Source organism: Streptomyces sp. NBC_00647 (genome assembly GCF_045207245.1).
Lineage (GTDB): Bacteria > Actinomycetota > Actinomycetes > Streptomycetales > Streptomycetaceae > Streptomyces.
Genome location: NZ_CP109040.1, coordinates 4,816,244 through 4,830,761, shown reverse-complemented (window position 1 = coordinate 4,830,761; position 14,518 = coordinate 4,816,244). Strand labels below are relative to the sequence as shown.

Sequence of the window (14,518 nt, the reverse complement as noted above, 5' to 3'; positions counted from 1 at the left end):
AGGAACCGTGTTCCGCAGCGAGTACGCAGATGTACCGGCCGTCGAGGAGCCCATCCACGACGCCGTCCTCGGCCACGCCGCCGAGCGCGGCGACGCACCCGCGCTCGTCGACGGTGTCGACGGCACCACGCTCACCTACGCCCAACTCGACCTGTTCCACCGGCGACTGGCCGCCGCGCTGGCCGAGGCGGGGCTGCGCAAGGGCGATGTGCTGGCCCTGCACAGCCCGAACACCATCGCCTTCCCGACGGTCTTCTACGGGGCCACGCGCGCGGGTGCGTCGGTCACGACGGTGCACCCGCTCGCCACGCCGGAGGAGTTCGCCAAACAGCTGCGGGACTCCTCGGCCCGCTGGATCGTGACCGTCTCGCCCCTGCTGGACGCGGCCCGGCAGGCCGCCGAACTCGCGGGCGGCGTACGGGAGATCTTCGTGTGCGACCAGGCGCCCGGACACCGCTCGCTGGTCGACCTGCTGAGCGGTTCCGCCCCCGAACCACAGGTCGACATCGACCCCGTGGAGGACGTGGCGGCGCTCCCGTACTCCTCGGGCACCACCGGCGTCCCCAAGGGCGTGATGCTCACCCACCGCTCCATAGCCACCAATCTCGCGCAGCTCTCGCCGGCCATGCCGATGGGCCCGGGTGACCGCATCCTCGCCGTGCTGCCGTTCTTCCACATCTACGGGCTGACGGCTCTGATGAACGCGCCCCTGAGGCAGGGTGCCACCGTCGTCGTCCTGCCCCGCTTCGAACTCGACACGTTCCTGGCCGCCATCCAGGAACACCGCATCACCGGCCTGTACGTGGCGCCGCCGATCGTCCTCGCGCTCGCCAAGCATCCGGCGGTCGCCGCGTACGACCTGTCGTCCCTGAAATACATCATCTGCTCGGCCGCGCCCCTGGACGCGTCGCTCGCCGCCGCGTGCTCGGCACGGCTGGGGCTGCCGCCGGTGGGCCAGGCGTACGGCATGACGGAGCTGTCGCCCGGCACCCACGTCGTCCCGCTGAGCGCCCAGGACGCGCCCCCGGGGACGGTCGGCAAGCTCGTGGCGGGCACCGAGATGCGCATCGTCTCCCTCGACGACCCGGGCAAGGACCTGGGCGTCGGCGAGCCCGGCGAGATCGTCGTCCGGGGTCCCCAGGTCATGAAGGGCTATCTGGGCCGCCCCGACGCGACCGCCGCGATGATCGACCCGGACGGCTGGCTGCACACCGGGGACGTCGGCCACGTGGACGCGGACGGCTGGCTGTTCGTCGTGGACCGGGTCAAGGAACTCATCAAGTACAAGGGCTTCCAGGTCGCGCCCGCCGAGCTGGAGGCGCTGCTGCTCACCCACCCCGGCATCGCCGACGCCGCCGTCGTCGGGGCCTACAACGAGGACCACAACGAAGTACCGCACGCCTTCGTGGTGCGCCAGCCCTCCGCCGCCGGCCTGTCCGAGGGAGAGGTGATGATGCACGTCGCCGAGCGCGTCGCCCCGTACAAGCGGGTCCGTCTCGTCACCTTCATCGACGCCGTCCCGAGGGCGGCCTCCGGGAAGATCCTGCGCCGGGAACTGCGAGGCCTTTCATGACCGTCGTCCGTACGGCGCGGGATCGCGCCGTCACCACCCTCACCCTCGACTCGCCGGCCAACCGCAACGCCCTGTCGGCCGCCCTCGTGGGCGAGCTGGCCGACGCGCTCACCCGCTGCGGCAAGGACGACGAGACCCGCGCGGTCGTCCTGACCCACACCGGGAACACCTTCTGCGCGGGCGCCGACCTGCGCGAACCGCCGCATCCGGACGCCTTCGTCGGGCTGCTGCGGCAGATCGTCGAGCTGCGCAGACCCGTCGTGGCCCGGGTGACCGGGCACGTCCGGGCGGGCGGCCTCGGCCTGCTCGGGGCCTGCGACATCGCGGTGGCCGGACCGGAGGCGAGCTTCGCCTTCACGGAGGTACGCATCGGGGTCGCGCCCGCCGTGATCTCGCTTCCGCTGCTGCCGCGCACCGACCCCCGCGCCCTCGCCCGCTACTACCTCACCGGCGAGCGCTTCGACGCCGCCGAGGCGGTCCGCACGGGGCTCCTGACGGCGGCCGGCGAGGACGTGGACGCCGTACTCGCGCCCGTTCTGGACGGGCTGCGCCGGTCGTCCCCGCAAGGCCTCGCCGAGACGAAGGAGCTGCTCACGGCTAAGGTGCTGGAGGCCTTCGACCGGGACGCGGCGGACCTGACCGCGCTCTCGGCCCGGCTGTTCTCCTCCGCGCAGGCCCGCGAGGGGATGACGGCCTTCCTCGAACGACGGGATCCCGCATGGGTGGTGTGAGCGCGACGGAGCACGCGGCACGTACTCCGCACGTCCCCAAACAGGACCGCAGCCGGGCCACCCGGCAGCGGCTCCTGGCAGCCGCCGTGGCCTGTCTCGCCGAACACGGCTGGGCGGGCTCCACGGTCTCCGTCGTGGCCGAGCGCGCCGGTGTCTCCCGGGGCGCCGCCCAGCACCACTTCCCCACCCGCGAGGACCTCTTCACGGCGGCGGTCGAGTACGTCGCCGAAGAGCGCTCCACCGCCCTGCGCGCCCTCTTCCCCGACGGCCCCGCCGACCGGCGTGTCGTCGTCACCGCCCTCGTCGGCCTCTACACCGGGCCGCTGTTCCGCGCGGCACTCCACCTGTGGGTCGCGGCCTCCAACGAGGACCAGCTCCGCTCGCGCGTGACCGAGCTCGAGGCCCGCGTCGGACGCGAGAGCCACCGCATCGCGGTGGACCTGCTGGGCGCGGACGAGTCCCGCCCCGGCGTGCGCGAGACGGTGCAGGGCCTGCTCGACATGGCGCGCGGGCTCGGCCTCGCGAACCTGCTCACCGATGACGCGGCGCGCCGGGAGAGGGTCGTGGCGCAGTGGGGCGCGATCGTGGAGGAGGCGCTGGGCTGAGCGCGCCGAGGAGCCGGACGCCGGGGTAGCGCGCCGAACGGCCGGGCATCCCGGGCGAGCCGCCGCGGAGGCGTACGTCCGAACCGGCGTACGTGCCGGGAAGGTGAGCGGCGGCCGGGCCCGGACCCGTCCGCCGGTCAGGGGCTGAGCCGCTCGATCCGCCAGCTGCCGTCCGGCTCGGCCGCGTAGCGGAGCCGGTCGTGGAGGCGGTTCTCGCGGCCCTGCCAGAACTCGACCGTCTGCGGGGCGACCCGGAAGCCTCCCCAGTGCGGCGGCACCAGCACCTGTTCGCCCTCCGGATAGCGCTCGCTCAGCTCCGCGTACGAGGCGTCCAGTTCGGTGCGCGAGGAGATGACCGTGGACTGCGTGCTCGCCCAGGCGCCGAGCTGGGAGCCGTGCGGGCGGGTGCGGAAGTACGCGGCGGTCTCGTCCCGGCCGGTGCGTCGCGCCGTCCCGGTGACGATGACCTGCCGGGCCATCGGGTGCCACGGGAAGAGCAGCGAGATGTACGGGTTGCGGGCCAGCTCGTGGGCCTTGCGCGAGTCGTAGTTGGTGTAGAAGACGAAGCCCTGCTCGTCGTACTGCTTGAGCAGCACCGTGCGCGAGCTGGGCCGGCCCTCGGCGTCCGCCGTGGCGACGACCATCGCGTTCGGCTCGTGCACGAAGCCGTGCACCGCGGCCTGTGCCGCCTGCTTGAACCAGCGGGAGAACTGGTCCATGGGGTGCGCGGCGAGATCGCTCTCGTCGAGGCCCTCGGCGCGGTAATGGGCCCGCATGGCGGCGGGGTCGTCGGCGATCTCCTCGTCAGCGGCCTCGGCGGCCTCGGCCGCGCGCCGGATGAGGGGCTCGGTCGTGGATTCGTCCGGGAAACGATCGGTCACGCCGTCATCCTGCCGTATCCGTGCCCGCTTCCGCGGGCGGGTGTCCTTCGTCACGCAGTGGCACTCAGTGCCGCGTACCCTCCCCAAGGGTGGCACTCGGAGATATCGTGCTGCTGCCGTTCCGGTTGGATGACCGGCCGCACGGGGCATCACCGGAGTGACCGTTTCGGACCGCGAGCCGGCGGAGATCTTTCGGAGACCATTCGAGAGTCTTCGTAAAACGACCGTGGAACCGGCTCGCGAACCGCACGATCGTCGACCGTCACCCCTGCAAGGGCACAGGGTCACAGAGACCCCACAACATCATTTGTCGTACACATCACGAGGAGCCGCCTGATGTCCGACTTCGTACCCGGACTCGAAGGAGTCGTCGCGTTCGAGACGGAGATCGCCGAACCGGATAAGGAGGGCGGCGCCCTCCGGTACCGGGGCGTCGACATCGAGGACCTCGTCGGCCATGTCTCCTTCGGGAATGTCTGGGGACTCCTCGTCGACGGCGCCTTCAATCCCGGCCTGCCGCCCGCCGAGCCGTTCCCGATCCCCGTCCACTCCGGTGACATCCGTGTCGACGTGCAGTCCGCGCTCGCCATGCTCGCCCCGGTCTGGGGCCTCAAACCCCTCCTCGACATCGACGAGCAGCAGGCCCGCGAGGACCTCGCCCGCGCCGCCGTCATGGCTCTGTCGTACGTCGCCCAGTCCGCCCGCGGGCAGGGTCTGCCGATGGTCCCCCAGAACGAGATCGACAAGGCCCACTCCGTCGTCGAACGGTTCATGATCCGCTGGCGGGGCGAGCCCGACCCCAAGCATGTCGCCGCCGTCGACGCCTACTGGACCTCCGCCGCCGAGCACGGCATGAACGCCTCCACCTTCACCGCGCGCGTGATCGCCTCGACGGGCGCGGACGTCGCCGCCGCGCTCTCCGGCGCCGTGGGAGCCATGTCGGGTCCGCTGCACGGAGGCGCCCCTTCCCGTGTCCTCGGCATGATCGAGGAGATCGAGCGCACCGGGGACGCCGACGCGTACGTGCGCCACGCCCTCGACAAGGGCGAACGCCTGATGGGCTTCGGCCACCGCGTGTACCGCGCCGAGGACCCGCGCGCTCGGGTGCTGCGCCGCACCGCGCGCGAGCTCGGCGCCCCCCGCTTCGAGATCGCCGAAGCCCTGGAGAAGGCCGCTCTCGCCGAGCTCCACGCCCGCCGCCCGGACCGTGTCCTGGCGACGAACGTCGAGTTCTGGGCGGCCATCGTCCTCGACTTCGCCGAGGTCCCGGCCCACATGTTCACGTCCATGTTCACGTGCGCCCGTACCGCGGGCTGGTCGGCGCACATCCTGGAGCAGAAGCGCACGGGCCGCCTCGTGCGTCCCTCCGCGCACTACGTGGGCCCCGGCTCGCGGAGCCCCCAGGAGATCGAGGGATACGGGGACATCGCCCACTGACCCCCGTCGCCGGTCATCACGCGGGAGTGAGCAGCTCCGCGTGATGACGGGCGGCGACCAGCGGGTGCGCCCGCAGCTTGCCCTTCAGCTCGTTGAAGCCGTACTCGGCGAAGAGCGGATTCGACGGATCGTCGGTGACGCCGGGCGCGGCGGAGGCGTGCGGGAACGGCAGCGGCTCGACCCGGGCGTCGAGGCGGGGGTTGTAGAAGAACGGCACCGAGAACCGCTCGGTGGCCCCGGCCGGGCTCACCACCCGGTGGTTGGTCGCCACGAGATACCCGTTGGTGGCGACCTCCAGGAGCTCGCCCAGGTTGACCACGAAGGCGCCCGGCAGCGGCGGCACGTCGTGGAAGCGGCCGTCCTCGCGTTGCACCTGCAGCCCGCCGATCTGATCCTGGAGCAGGAGCGTCAGGAATCCGTAGTCCTTGTGCGCTCCCACGCCCTGGCCGGCGCCGTCGCCCGCGCTCCCCGGATACCGGACCAGCTTCAGGTGCGGGTGGGCCCGCTCGCCGAAGACCGGGTCGTAGAAGCCGGCCGGAGCTCCGATGGCGGTCAGCAGCTCGCGCAGCAGTCGCTGCGCGACCGCGCTCAGACGTTCGATCCAGGCCAGCGCGGCCGTCCGCAGTTCCGGCAGCGCGGCCGGCCACTGGTTCGGCCCCTGGAGCCACCAGTACGCGGGTTCGCCGGGACCGGGTGTCCGCGCGGTCCGCTCGGCCCCGATGTCGAGCTGGTCCCGCCAGTCCTGGCTGCCGCCGGTCCGCTCGTCACCCGTCCGCGTGTACCCGCGGAAGTGCGGCGAGCCGATGTTGTCGATGGCCAGCCGGTCGGCCTCGGGGAGCGCGAAGAACCGGTGCATGGCCCGCAGCAGCGCGCCGGTCTCGGCCTCGGTCACCCCGTGCCCGGTGAGCTGGAAGAACCCCACGTCGTGGGCGGCGCTGTGCAACTGCGCGTGCAGCAGTGCGCGCGCCTGGGGGCCGCGGTCGGCGGCGGAGAGATCGATGATCGGAAGCTGCTGGTACGAGGGGAACCGCTGCCCGCTCGGGGCAGGCGTGGAAGACGTGTTCGTCGTCATGAGATGCGTCCGCGGGGTGTACGGGTGCCCGGGCGGCCGCCAGGGGTGGGGCGGGGGCCACGGGTGCCAGGTGGAGGAGAAGCGGTGCGAAGGGGGCCGGTCAGGCAGAGCGCCGACAGCCCATGCTCGTGACGCGCACGAAATCCACGTGGCGGCGTCGGACGAGCATCGGAGGCATGGCCACAGGATACTGCCGCCCCCGCGATCCTCCTGTGACCCGGGTCACTCGGGCCGAACGCCCTCCCGGGCCCCGGCGCCCGCCCCGGCGGGACATGACACGCACTCGTGCCGGAACGCAGACGACCCGCGAGCTCGGGTCCCTCCGCCGTGCGGCGAAGGGGCCGGCCGGACGCACCGGCGAGCTCGCGGGTCGGGTGACTGCGTTGGATTGGGCCGGCTGCATGCGCATCACACATGCTGGTCCGGCGCCGAACCGAGTCCGACAACGGGCCGCTAGCCCGCAGTCACCTCGTATGTCCGGGTTTCCGTCATGAGCCGAACCACCTCCTCTCCTACGTGGGCAGCACTCTAGGAAGACATCCGGGGAGCCTCAAGCGATTTATGGAGAAGTGGCGGGACGGGTGCTCCTGGGACGGACGGGGCGAAAATCCGGCGTACAACGATTTCGTCCAATCTTCGGGGAACGAGGTGTGGGCTGGGTCACGTTCGAGTTGAATGGTGACCAGTGAGCGAACTGTCGCGTCGTACACACGGACGCAGCCTGCAGGGGGTCCAGGTGAGTGCTTCCCGGCGTAGTGGGACCACCGACGAGCTGGGCCCGGACGAGCCCGATCGGGATGGTTCGGATCTGCTTGCCGCGCTGCTGGACGGCATGGACGCGGCCCTGTGCGCCTTCGACGCCGACGGGGCCGTGACGCACTGGAACCGCGAGGCCGAGCGCATTCTCGGGTGGACGGCGGCCGAGGCCGTGGGGCGGCACGGCTTCGCAGGCTGGGCCGTGCGGACCGCGGACGCCGAAGAGGTCGAGGCCCGGCTGATGTCCTCGATGGAGGCCCCCGGCCGCCAGGTGCACGAGTTCGCGCTCCTGACCAAGGACGGCGGCCGCGTGCTCGTCCGCACCCAGTCCGCCGCCGTCCGCGGCCCGGACGGCAAGCCCGCCGGGGTGTACTGCGCCTTCAGCGAGGTGCACGCCCAGATCGACCTCGAACGGTCCATAGCCCTGAGCGAGGCGCTGTTCGAGGACGCCAGCTGGGGCGTGGTGCTGGTCGACGCCGACCTGCGGCCCGCCGTGGTCAACGCGCACGCCGCGAAGGCACTCGGGACCGGACGCACCTCCGTTCTCGGCCGCCCCCTGGGGGAGCTGCTCTCCCAGGGCGTCGAGGAACTGGAGAGCGCCTTCACCCACGTTCTGTCCGAGGGCGCGCCGCCCGCGCCCGCGGAGTTGTGGGTGAGCGTGCGCACGCCGGAGGGCGAGAAGCGCCGGTGCTGGCGCAGCGGCTTCCTGCGGCTCGCCTCGCCGCTCGCGGAGGAACCCGTACCCCTGGGCGTCGGCTGGCTCTTCCAGGACGTGACCGAGGCCAAGCAGACCGAGCAGGAGGCGGCGCTGCTGCGCTTCCGCGCCAACCAGCTGCACCGCGCGGCGCGGGCCGCCGCGGAGTGCGAGGACCCGGGCGAGGCCGCCACGATCCACCTCGACTTCGCCCTCGCGGGCTTCGCCGACCACGCCCTGGTCGACCGGGTGGCCGGGGGCCGGCTCGTGGACGGGGAGGCGGAGGGGCCTGTGCGGCTCGTCCGGACCGTCGCCACACCGGCCGGGGCGCCCGGGCCTAGCATCCTCACCGGCAAGGCCGGGCTGCCCGTGCGCTACGCCGAGGGGCACCCCGCGCTGCAGTGCGTGGAACGCGCCGGGTCGGTACGGGCCGACGCGGGCGCGGCCGACGCCGAGCAGGCGCGCGAGTGGGCTCTCGCCCGCCAGTGGCCGCGCGACTCCGTGCACGCCCTGTGCGCGGTGCTGCGCAGCCGCGGTCGGACGCTGGGAGTCGTGACGTTCCTGCGGAGCGCGGGGCGCAGCCGGTTCGAGCGCGCGGACGCGATGTACGCGGAGGACGTGGCCGTACGGATCGCGATGGCGCTGGACCTGGAAGGGCTGACGGGACGGCCCTGAGGCCGCCCCGGGACGCGAACTCCTCGCGCCGTCCCCCTGGGACCGCCGGGGACGCGTACCTCTGGGCGCCCCCGTCAGTCCTCTCAGCGGCGGTAGAAGATCCGGTCCCCGTACTCCGTCATGATCCGTCCGTTCCACTCGTGGCCGCCGTCGACGTTGCCCGAGCGGAGCAGGGGCGGTTCGATGCCGCGATCGGCGAGGGCGCCGGCGGCGGTGGCCATGACGGCTTGCAGGAGGGCCGAGGTGACGACGGTCGAGGCGGGGGCGAAGGGTGCCTCGATGGAGTCCACGGTGAGTTCCGCGTCGCCGACCGGGATACGCGAGTCGAGGACGAGGTCGCAGTGGTCCTTGAGGTAGGTGCCCGACACGTGCCGGGACGTCGTCTCGGTGGCGTAGGCGACGGAGGTGACGCCGATGACCTTCACGCCCAGGGCGCGGGCGTTCATGGCCATTTCCACGGGGAGCGCGTTGCGGCCGGAGAGCGAGATGATCACCAGCAGGTCGCCGGAACGCAGCGGGCTGCAGTCGAGGACGGCGCTCGCCAGACCGTCGACCCGCTCCAGGGCGGAGCCCAGCGTCGCGGGCATGACGTCGACGCCCACGACTCCCGGCACGGTGAGCAGGTTCATCAGGGCGAGACCGCCCGCGCGGTAGACGATGTCCTGCGCGGCGAGCGAGGAGTGCCCGGCGCCGAAGGCGAAGAGCCGGCCGCCCTCGGTGACGGTGTCGGCGATCAGGGTCCCGGCCGCCTCGATCTCCCCGGCGTCCTCGTCCCGTACCTGCCGCAGCAGGCCGATCGCGGCGTCGAAGAACTGCCCGGCCAGCTTGCTGTCGCTCATCGGCGAAGCCCCTTAGAAGTCTCGTCGCTCGGACGTCTCGTCGGCGTCGGGTCGGCACGGGGCGGACGGGCGGCTGAACCGGTTGCCCGGTGCGGCCGTACTCCCCTCGTGTCGCGGATCACGTTGCGGTCTGGACCACTGCCCTGTCAATACGACCCTCGGGCGCGGTCCACGACCGTCGAGGGTGGTCCCGGGCACCACCGAGGCACCACCGATGTGCCCCTGCCGCGGCCCGCGCGGGTGGACCGGGGACCGTGTCCGCGCGGTTTGCGGGCACTCGAAAGCATGCGGTTCGGACGGCGAGGCACGGTTGTCAGTGCTATGCGTCAGAATTGAGTTCAGGGCCAGCGCACACGCCGGTGGACCATCGAGTCTCCGGCAGAGCTAATCGAGGGGCACGAATGTCCGGACTGATCGACACCACGGAGATGTATCTCCGCACCATCCTCGAGCTGGAGGAGGAAGGCGTTGTCCCCATGCGCGCCCGGATCGCGGAGCGGCTCGACCAGAGCGGCCCGACGGTCAGCCAGACGGTGGCGCGGATGGAGCGCGACGGTCTGGTGGCGGTCGCCAGCGACCGGCATCTGGAGCTCACCGACGAGGGACGGCGGCTGGCCACACGCGTCATGCGCAAGCACCGCCTCGCGGAGTGCCTCCTCGTCGACGTGATCGGTCTGGAGTGGGAGCAGGTGCACGCGGAGGCGTGCCGCTGGGAGCACGTGATGAGCGAGGCGGTGGAGCGGCGCGTGCTGGAGCTGCTGCGCCACCCGACCGAGTCGCCGTACGGGAACCCGATCCCGGGACTGGAGGAGCTGGGCGAGAAGGACGGCGCCGACCCGTTCCTGGACGAGGGCATGGTGTCGCTGGCCGAGCTCGACCCGGGTCTGGACGGCAAGACCGTGGTCGTACGGCGGATCGGTGAGCCGATCCAGACCGACGCGCAGCTGATGTACACGCTGCGGCGGGCGGGCGTGCAGCCCGGCTCCGTCGTCAGCGTGACCGAGTCGGCGGGCGGGGTCCTCGTGGGCAGCGGCGGCGAGGCCGCGGAGCTGGAGGCCGACGTTGCCTCCCATGTGTTCGTCGCCAAGCGCTGACACCGTCGGCGGGCGTACCGGAACCGGCCGGTATCCCTGGTTCCGTATCCCGGCCATTTCCCCACCCGAGCTTCCGGTGCCCGCGAGGGGCAGCTCCCGGGCGTCGACGCAGGGGCCGGCAGCCGCTGACCTCCACGTCGGCGCCCGGGCGCACGCCGGACGCCGTGGGGCGCATGCCGTCCGGCGCACCCCTGGGTGTGTCAACTGCTGTGACTGTAGGGGCAGTTGTGATGTTTTCGCGACCTGGCCGAAACCAAGATTCAGTGTGCGGAATCGCAGCGCCGGGACCATTTGCGTGCGAGGCTGTCGCGTGAGGCATATGACCTGAGGGCTCTTGACCGTGTCCGAGAGCGATGGTGTGCGGTCGGGGAGGGGGCGTAAGGATGTGCCGCAGATGTGGAGAGGGCCCCGGCGCCGTCCGGCGCCGGGGCCTGTCCTCCCCTGTGCTGACCCGGAGCCCCGAGCTCCCAGGGTCATTCCCCTCGGACCGTTTTCCCCGAGCGGTCCGCCTCCCGCTGAAGATCTCCCCGCGGGGGCGGCGGTCAATCCTTGCGAGTGGTCACTCGAACGAGGGGTGTTGCGGCCAGAAAGGCCATTCTCGAAACCCCATTCGATAACGTGACGGTGTGGCGGGAGTACACATACGGACACCGAGCAGCAGAACAGCAGGAGCAGCGGCAGGAAGCGGTACGAGTGGACCGGCCGGATCGAGCGGGAGCGAGCGGGTCCGAGCGAGCTAGGGGGGTGCCATTACCGATGGTGCGGCGCATCGACGTGACGGGAGCGGGCGGCGTACGCCTCGCTGCCTGGGAGTTCGCCGATCCTCCCAAGAGCGACCAGCCGAGGGCCTCCGAGGCGCCCGGCGTGCTGTTACTGCACGGCCTCATGGGCCGTGCCTCGCACTGGGCGTCCACCGCCCGCTGGCTCTCCGAGCGGCACCGCGCCATCGCCCTCGACCAGCGGGGCCACGGCCAGAGCGACAAGGGCCCGGAGGCCGAGTACACGCGTGAGGCCTACGTCGAGGACGCCGAAGCCGCCCTCGACCAGCTCGGCCTCGGACCGGCCGTCCTCATCGGCCATGCGATGGGCGCCCTGACCGGCTGGCAGCTCGCCGCCAAGCGCCCCGATCTCGTCCGCGCCCTGATCATCTGCGACATGCGGGCCTCGGCACTGGGTGCCGCCTCGCAGCGCGAGTGGGAGGACTGGTTCAAGGCCTGGCCCGTTCCCTTCGCCACGCTCGCCGACGTACGGAAGTGGTTCGGCGAGGACGACCCCTGGGTGGAGCGCCGCAACCCCTCCCGCGGCGAGTTCTACGCCGAGGTGATGCACGAGTGCCCCGACGGCTGGCGCCCGGTCTTCGAACCGGAGCAGATGCTCAAATCCCGCCAGACATGGGTGTACGACGCCCACTGGGAGGAGCTCGCGCAGGTCCAGTGCCCCGCTCTGGTCGTCCGGGGCCTCGACGGCGAGCTCGGCCGGGCCGAGTCCCAGGAGATGGTCCGGGTGCTGCCGAGCGGCCAGTACGCGGAGGTCGCCGACGCCGGCCATCTGGTGCACTACGACCAGCCGGAGGCGTGGCGAGCCGCCATCGAGCCGTTCCTCGACGGCGTACTCACCAGCTAGCACGGGCCTTGTCACCGGCGTTCGGGACCGCCGGAGCGGGCGCCGGCGCGTGACCCGGCCGGCGCCGCCCGGCGCAGGCTCACCCCTTGCTGACCGCAGCCAGGATCTCCGGCAGGCGCCGGGCCGTCCGGGGCGCCGCCAGCCGGAGCCCCAGCAGGGTGATCAGCGCCCCGTAGACGGCCCCCACGGGCAGCAGCAGCCAGCTCCACCGGTCCCCGTCCGCGCTCACGTTCAGCCAGATCGTGAGGGCGATGACGGGGGCGGCCAGCAGAGCGGCCGAGACCATGCCGCCGAAGATGGAGATCCAGGCGAGGCCGGCCTGACCGGGGGCCACGTTCTTGTAGCCCTCCTGGGGGATGGAGTACGGAAAGCGGGCCGAGGACCAGGCGCCGGTCGCCAGCATCGCGCCGAGCAGCGCGAAGGACAGGCCGAGCACCTCGGGCAGCTGCCGCCAGGCATCGAGGAGCGAGGTCGTCAGGACGGTCACGAGCGTCGCGTACGGCAGGGTGATCACCAGCAGGGCCAGCGCACGCCCGCGCAGTTCGACGTACGCGTCGTGGGTCGAGGAGATCGTCATCGCGACCATCCAGAACGCGGACGTGTCCTGCCCGAACTGGTTGTACATCTGGATCCCGAGCATCCCCGCCGCGAAGCACGCGAAGTAGACCGTGCCGGTCCCCTGAAGGGCGTTGAACACCGGCACGATCAGCCCGATGGCCAGTGAGGTCACCCACGCCGCCTTGGTCTTCGGGTCGCGCCACACGTACCGCAGGCTGCGCTCCATGACCGTGCCGGTGCGCCCGGCCGGCAGCAGCCGCCCGATCCCCGACGAGCCCCGGTCCCGCGCGGCGGGCTCCGCCGCCTGGAGGGTGGACCCGTCGGGCGAGGTCATCAGCCGCGTCAGATGGCGGGACCAGAGGGTCAGCAAGCCCGCCAGGGCGGCCGCGCACAGCGCGAGTTGGGCGATCCCGCTGCCGTACGATCCGTCGCTCACCGAGTCCACCGCCCCGATCGCCGACGCGGGCGGCACCCAGCGCAGGACGTCCGCCGCCGGGTCCAGTGTCGACAGCCCGCCCGTCGCACCGAGGCGCTGTGCGCCGAAGTTGACCAGCTGCACGCCGACCGCGACGACCAGTCCGCTGAGCACCGCCAGATCACGGCCCCTGCGGCTGGACAGCAGCCGGATGTTGGCGGCCGCGACGGCCCGCGCGAGGGCCACACAGACCAGCAGGGCGAGCACGAGGGCGACGGCCGCCGTCACGTACGCCGCCGTCCCGTGCGCGACCGAGATCACCGAGCCGACCAGCAGGCAGAGGGTGAAGAGCGGCCCGATGCCGACCAGCGAGGCGGCCAGGAGCGCCCGGACGAGCGGCTGCGGCCGCAGCGGCAGCATCACCAGCCGCGTCGGATCGAGCGTCTCGTCGCCACCGGGGAAGAACAGCGGCATCACGGCCCAGCCGAGCGCCGTCACCGTCACGAGCGCCACGGCGACGGTGGTGGCGTGCGCGTTGCCGCGCAGCGCGATCAGCCCGGTCAGCTGGAGCGCGGCGACGAACAGGACGAGCACCAGGGAGACGATGTAGGCGGCCCGCCGCCCGGCGGACTGCCGCAGCCCGTTGCGCAGGAGCGACAGTTTCAGACGGACGACGACGGGAGTGATCGACGCGGCGGAGACGCCGGTGCCGGCGCTCACCGGGGGGCCCCGCCGCCCAGCCAGTCCAGGTCGGTCGCGATGCCGCGGCCGTGCGCGCCGACCAGTTCCAGGAAGGCCTGCTGGAGCGAGGGCGCGGTGCCGCGCACCTCCGCGAGGGGGCCGTACGCGCGGATGCGTCCGGCGGCCATGACGGCGACCCAGTCGCACAGTGACTCGACCAGCTCCATCACGTGGGAGGAGAAGACGACGGTGGCGCCGGAAGCGGTGTACCGCTCCAGGACACCGCGGATGATCTGCGCGGAGACCGGGTCGACGCCCTCGAACGGCTCGTCGAGGAAGAGGACTTCGGGGTTGTGGAGGAGGGCGCAGGCCAGGCCGATCTTCTTGCGCATGCCGGTCGAGTAGTCGACGACGAGTTTGTGCTGCGCGCCCGCGAGGTCGAGGACGTCGAGGAGCTGGGTGGCGCGCTTGTCGACCTCGGCACCGGGCAGGCCGCGCAACCGGCCGGTGTACCCGAGCAGTTCCCGCCCCGAGAGCCGCTCGAAGAGCCGGAGCCCCTCGGGCAGCACGCCGATCCGCGCCTTCACCTCCACCGGGTCGCGCCACACGTCGTGGCCGACCACCTCGACGGTGCCCTGATCGGGCCTGAGCAGCCCGGTCACCATCGACAGGGTGGTGGTCTTGCCGGCCCCGTTCGGACCGACGAGCCCGATGAACCGGCCCGCGGGCAGCTCCAGATCGATCCCGGCGACCGCGATCTGTTCGCCGAACCGCTTCCAGAGCCCTCGCACGCGTACGGCGGGCACGCCGTCGTCCTTCGCTCCCTCGGTCATGTAGGCACCCTAAGGGCCGACGGGCCGGCCCGGGGGTGTGGAGAACCGCGC

The 14,518-nt window shown here is 72.2% G+C and carries 12 protein-coding genes; 7 read left to right on the top strand and 5 right to left on the bottom strand.

Annotated elements, in window-relative coordinates; all coding sequences use genetic code 11:
- Nucleotides 1-7: 7 nt before the first annotated feature.
- Genes OG788_RS21030 through OG788_RS21020 form a run of 3 tightly spaced genes read left to right on the top strand, consistent with a single transcriptional unit; the run spans nucleotide 8 to nucleotide 2,909 of the window.
- Nucleotides 8-1,573, top strand: coding sequence for a 4-coumarate--CoA ligase family protein (locus OG788_RS21030; protein WP_406372691.1), 1,566 nt, complete (start codon nucleotides 8-10; stop codon nucleotides 1,571-1,573).
- On the top strand, nucleotides 1,570-2,304 hold the full coding sequence (locus OG788_RS21025; RefSeq protein ID WP_356461438.1) for an enoyl-CoA hydratase family protein: 735 nt from the start codon (nucleotides 1,570-1,572) through the stop codon (nucleotides 2,302-2,304). Before OG788_RS21030 ends, OG788_RS21025 begins: the two co-directional genes overlap by 4 nt.
- Nucleotides 2,292-2,909, top strand: a complete 618-nt coding sequence (locus tag OG788_RS21020) for a TetR/AcrR family transcriptional regulator (RefSeq protein ID WP_266759901.1) — start codon at nucleotides 2,292-2,294, stop codon at nucleotides 2,907-2,909. Before OG788_RS21025 ends, OG788_RS21020 begins: the two co-directional genes overlap by 13 nt.
- A 137-nt stretch (nucleotides 2,910-3,046) precedes the next feature.
- Here the strand turns inward: OG788_RS21020 and pdxH are convergent, their stop codons facing one another.
- The gene (pdxH, locus tag OG788_RS21015) at nucleotides 3,047-3,685 is read right to left on the bottom strand and encodes a pyridoxamine 5'-phosphate oxidase (RefSeq protein WP_406376806.1); all 639 of its coding nucleotides are present in this window, start codon (nucleotides 3,683-3,685) and stop codon (nucleotides 3,047-3,049) included.
- Between the two features lie 441 nt (nucleotides 3,686-4,126).
- On the opposite strand from pdxH, the gene OG788_RS21010 reads away from it, so the two are divergent.
- Nucleotides 4,127-5,227, top strand: a complete 1,101-nt coding sequence (locus OG788_RS21010; RefSeq protein ID WP_351541513.1) for a citrate synthase 2 — start codon at nucleotides 4,127-4,129, stop codon at nucleotides 5,225-5,227.
- A 16-nt stretch (nucleotides 5,228-5,243) separates the two neighbouring features.
- Here OG788_RS21010 and OG788_RS21005 read toward each other — a convergent pair whose 3' ends face one another.
- Nucleotides 5,244-6,299 carry an isopenicillin N synthase family dioxygenase gene (locus tag OG788_RS21005; protein WP_406372690.1) on the bottom strand — a complete coding sequence of 352 codons (1,056 nt, stop codon included), beginning with the start codon at nucleotides 6,297-6,299 and terminating at the stop codon, nucleotides 5,244-5,246.
- 736 nt (nucleotides 6,300-7,035) lie between these two features.
- Here OG788_RS21005 and OG788_RS21000 point away from each other — a divergent pair.
- Nucleotides 7,036-8,424 (top strand): PAS domain-containing protein, encoded by a 1,389-nt coding sequence (locus OG788_RS21000; protein ID WP_406372688.1) that lies wholly within the window; start codon nucleotides 7,036-7,038, stop codon nucleotides 8,422-8,424.
- 83 nt (nucleotides 8,425-8,507) lie between these two features.
- Here OG788_RS21000 and OG788_RS20995 read toward each other — a convergent pair whose 3' ends face one another.
- On the bottom strand, nucleotides 8,508-9,263 hold the full coding sequence (locus tag OG788_RS20995) for an SIS domain-containing protein (RefSeq protein WP_351541508.1): 756 nt from the start codon (nucleotides 9,261-9,263) through the stop codon (nucleotides 8,508-8,510).
- Between the two features lie 401 nt (nucleotides 9,264-9,664).
- Here OG788_RS20995 and OG788_RS20990 point away from each other — a divergent pair, with 401 nt between their 5' ends.
- Nucleotides 9,665-10,357, top strand: a complete 693-nt coding sequence (locus OG788_RS20990) for a metal-dependent transcriptional regulator (protein WP_261701816.1) — start codon at nucleotides 9,665-9,667, stop codon at nucleotides 10,355-10,357.
- A 756-nt stretch (nucleotides 10,358-11,113) separates the two neighbouring features.
- Nucleotides 11,114-11,980: an alpha/beta hydrolase gene (locus tag OG788_RS20985; RefSeq protein WP_351541506.1), complete on the top strand. Its 867-nt coding sequence runs from the start codon at nucleotides 11,114-11,116 to the stop codon at nucleotides 11,978-11,980.
- Nucleotides 11,981-12,059: 79 nt separating this feature from the next.
- Here the strand turns inward: OG788_RS20985 and OG788_RS20980 are convergent, their stop codons facing one another.
- Nucleotides 12,060-13,673, bottom strand: coding sequence for a transporter (locus tag OG788_RS20980; RefSeq protein WP_406372687.1), 1,614 nt, complete (start codon nucleotides 13,671-13,673; stop codon nucleotides 12,060-12,062).
- On the bottom strand, nucleotides 13,670-14,467 hold the full coding sequence (locus tag OG788_RS20975) for an ABC transporter ATP-binding protein (RefSeq protein WP_351541502.1): 798 nt from the start codon (nucleotides 14,465-14,467) through the stop codon (nucleotides 13,670-13,672). Before OG788_RS20975 ends, OG788_RS20980 begins: the two co-directional genes overlap by 4 nt.
- Nucleotides 14,468-14,518: the final 51 nt, after the last annotated feature.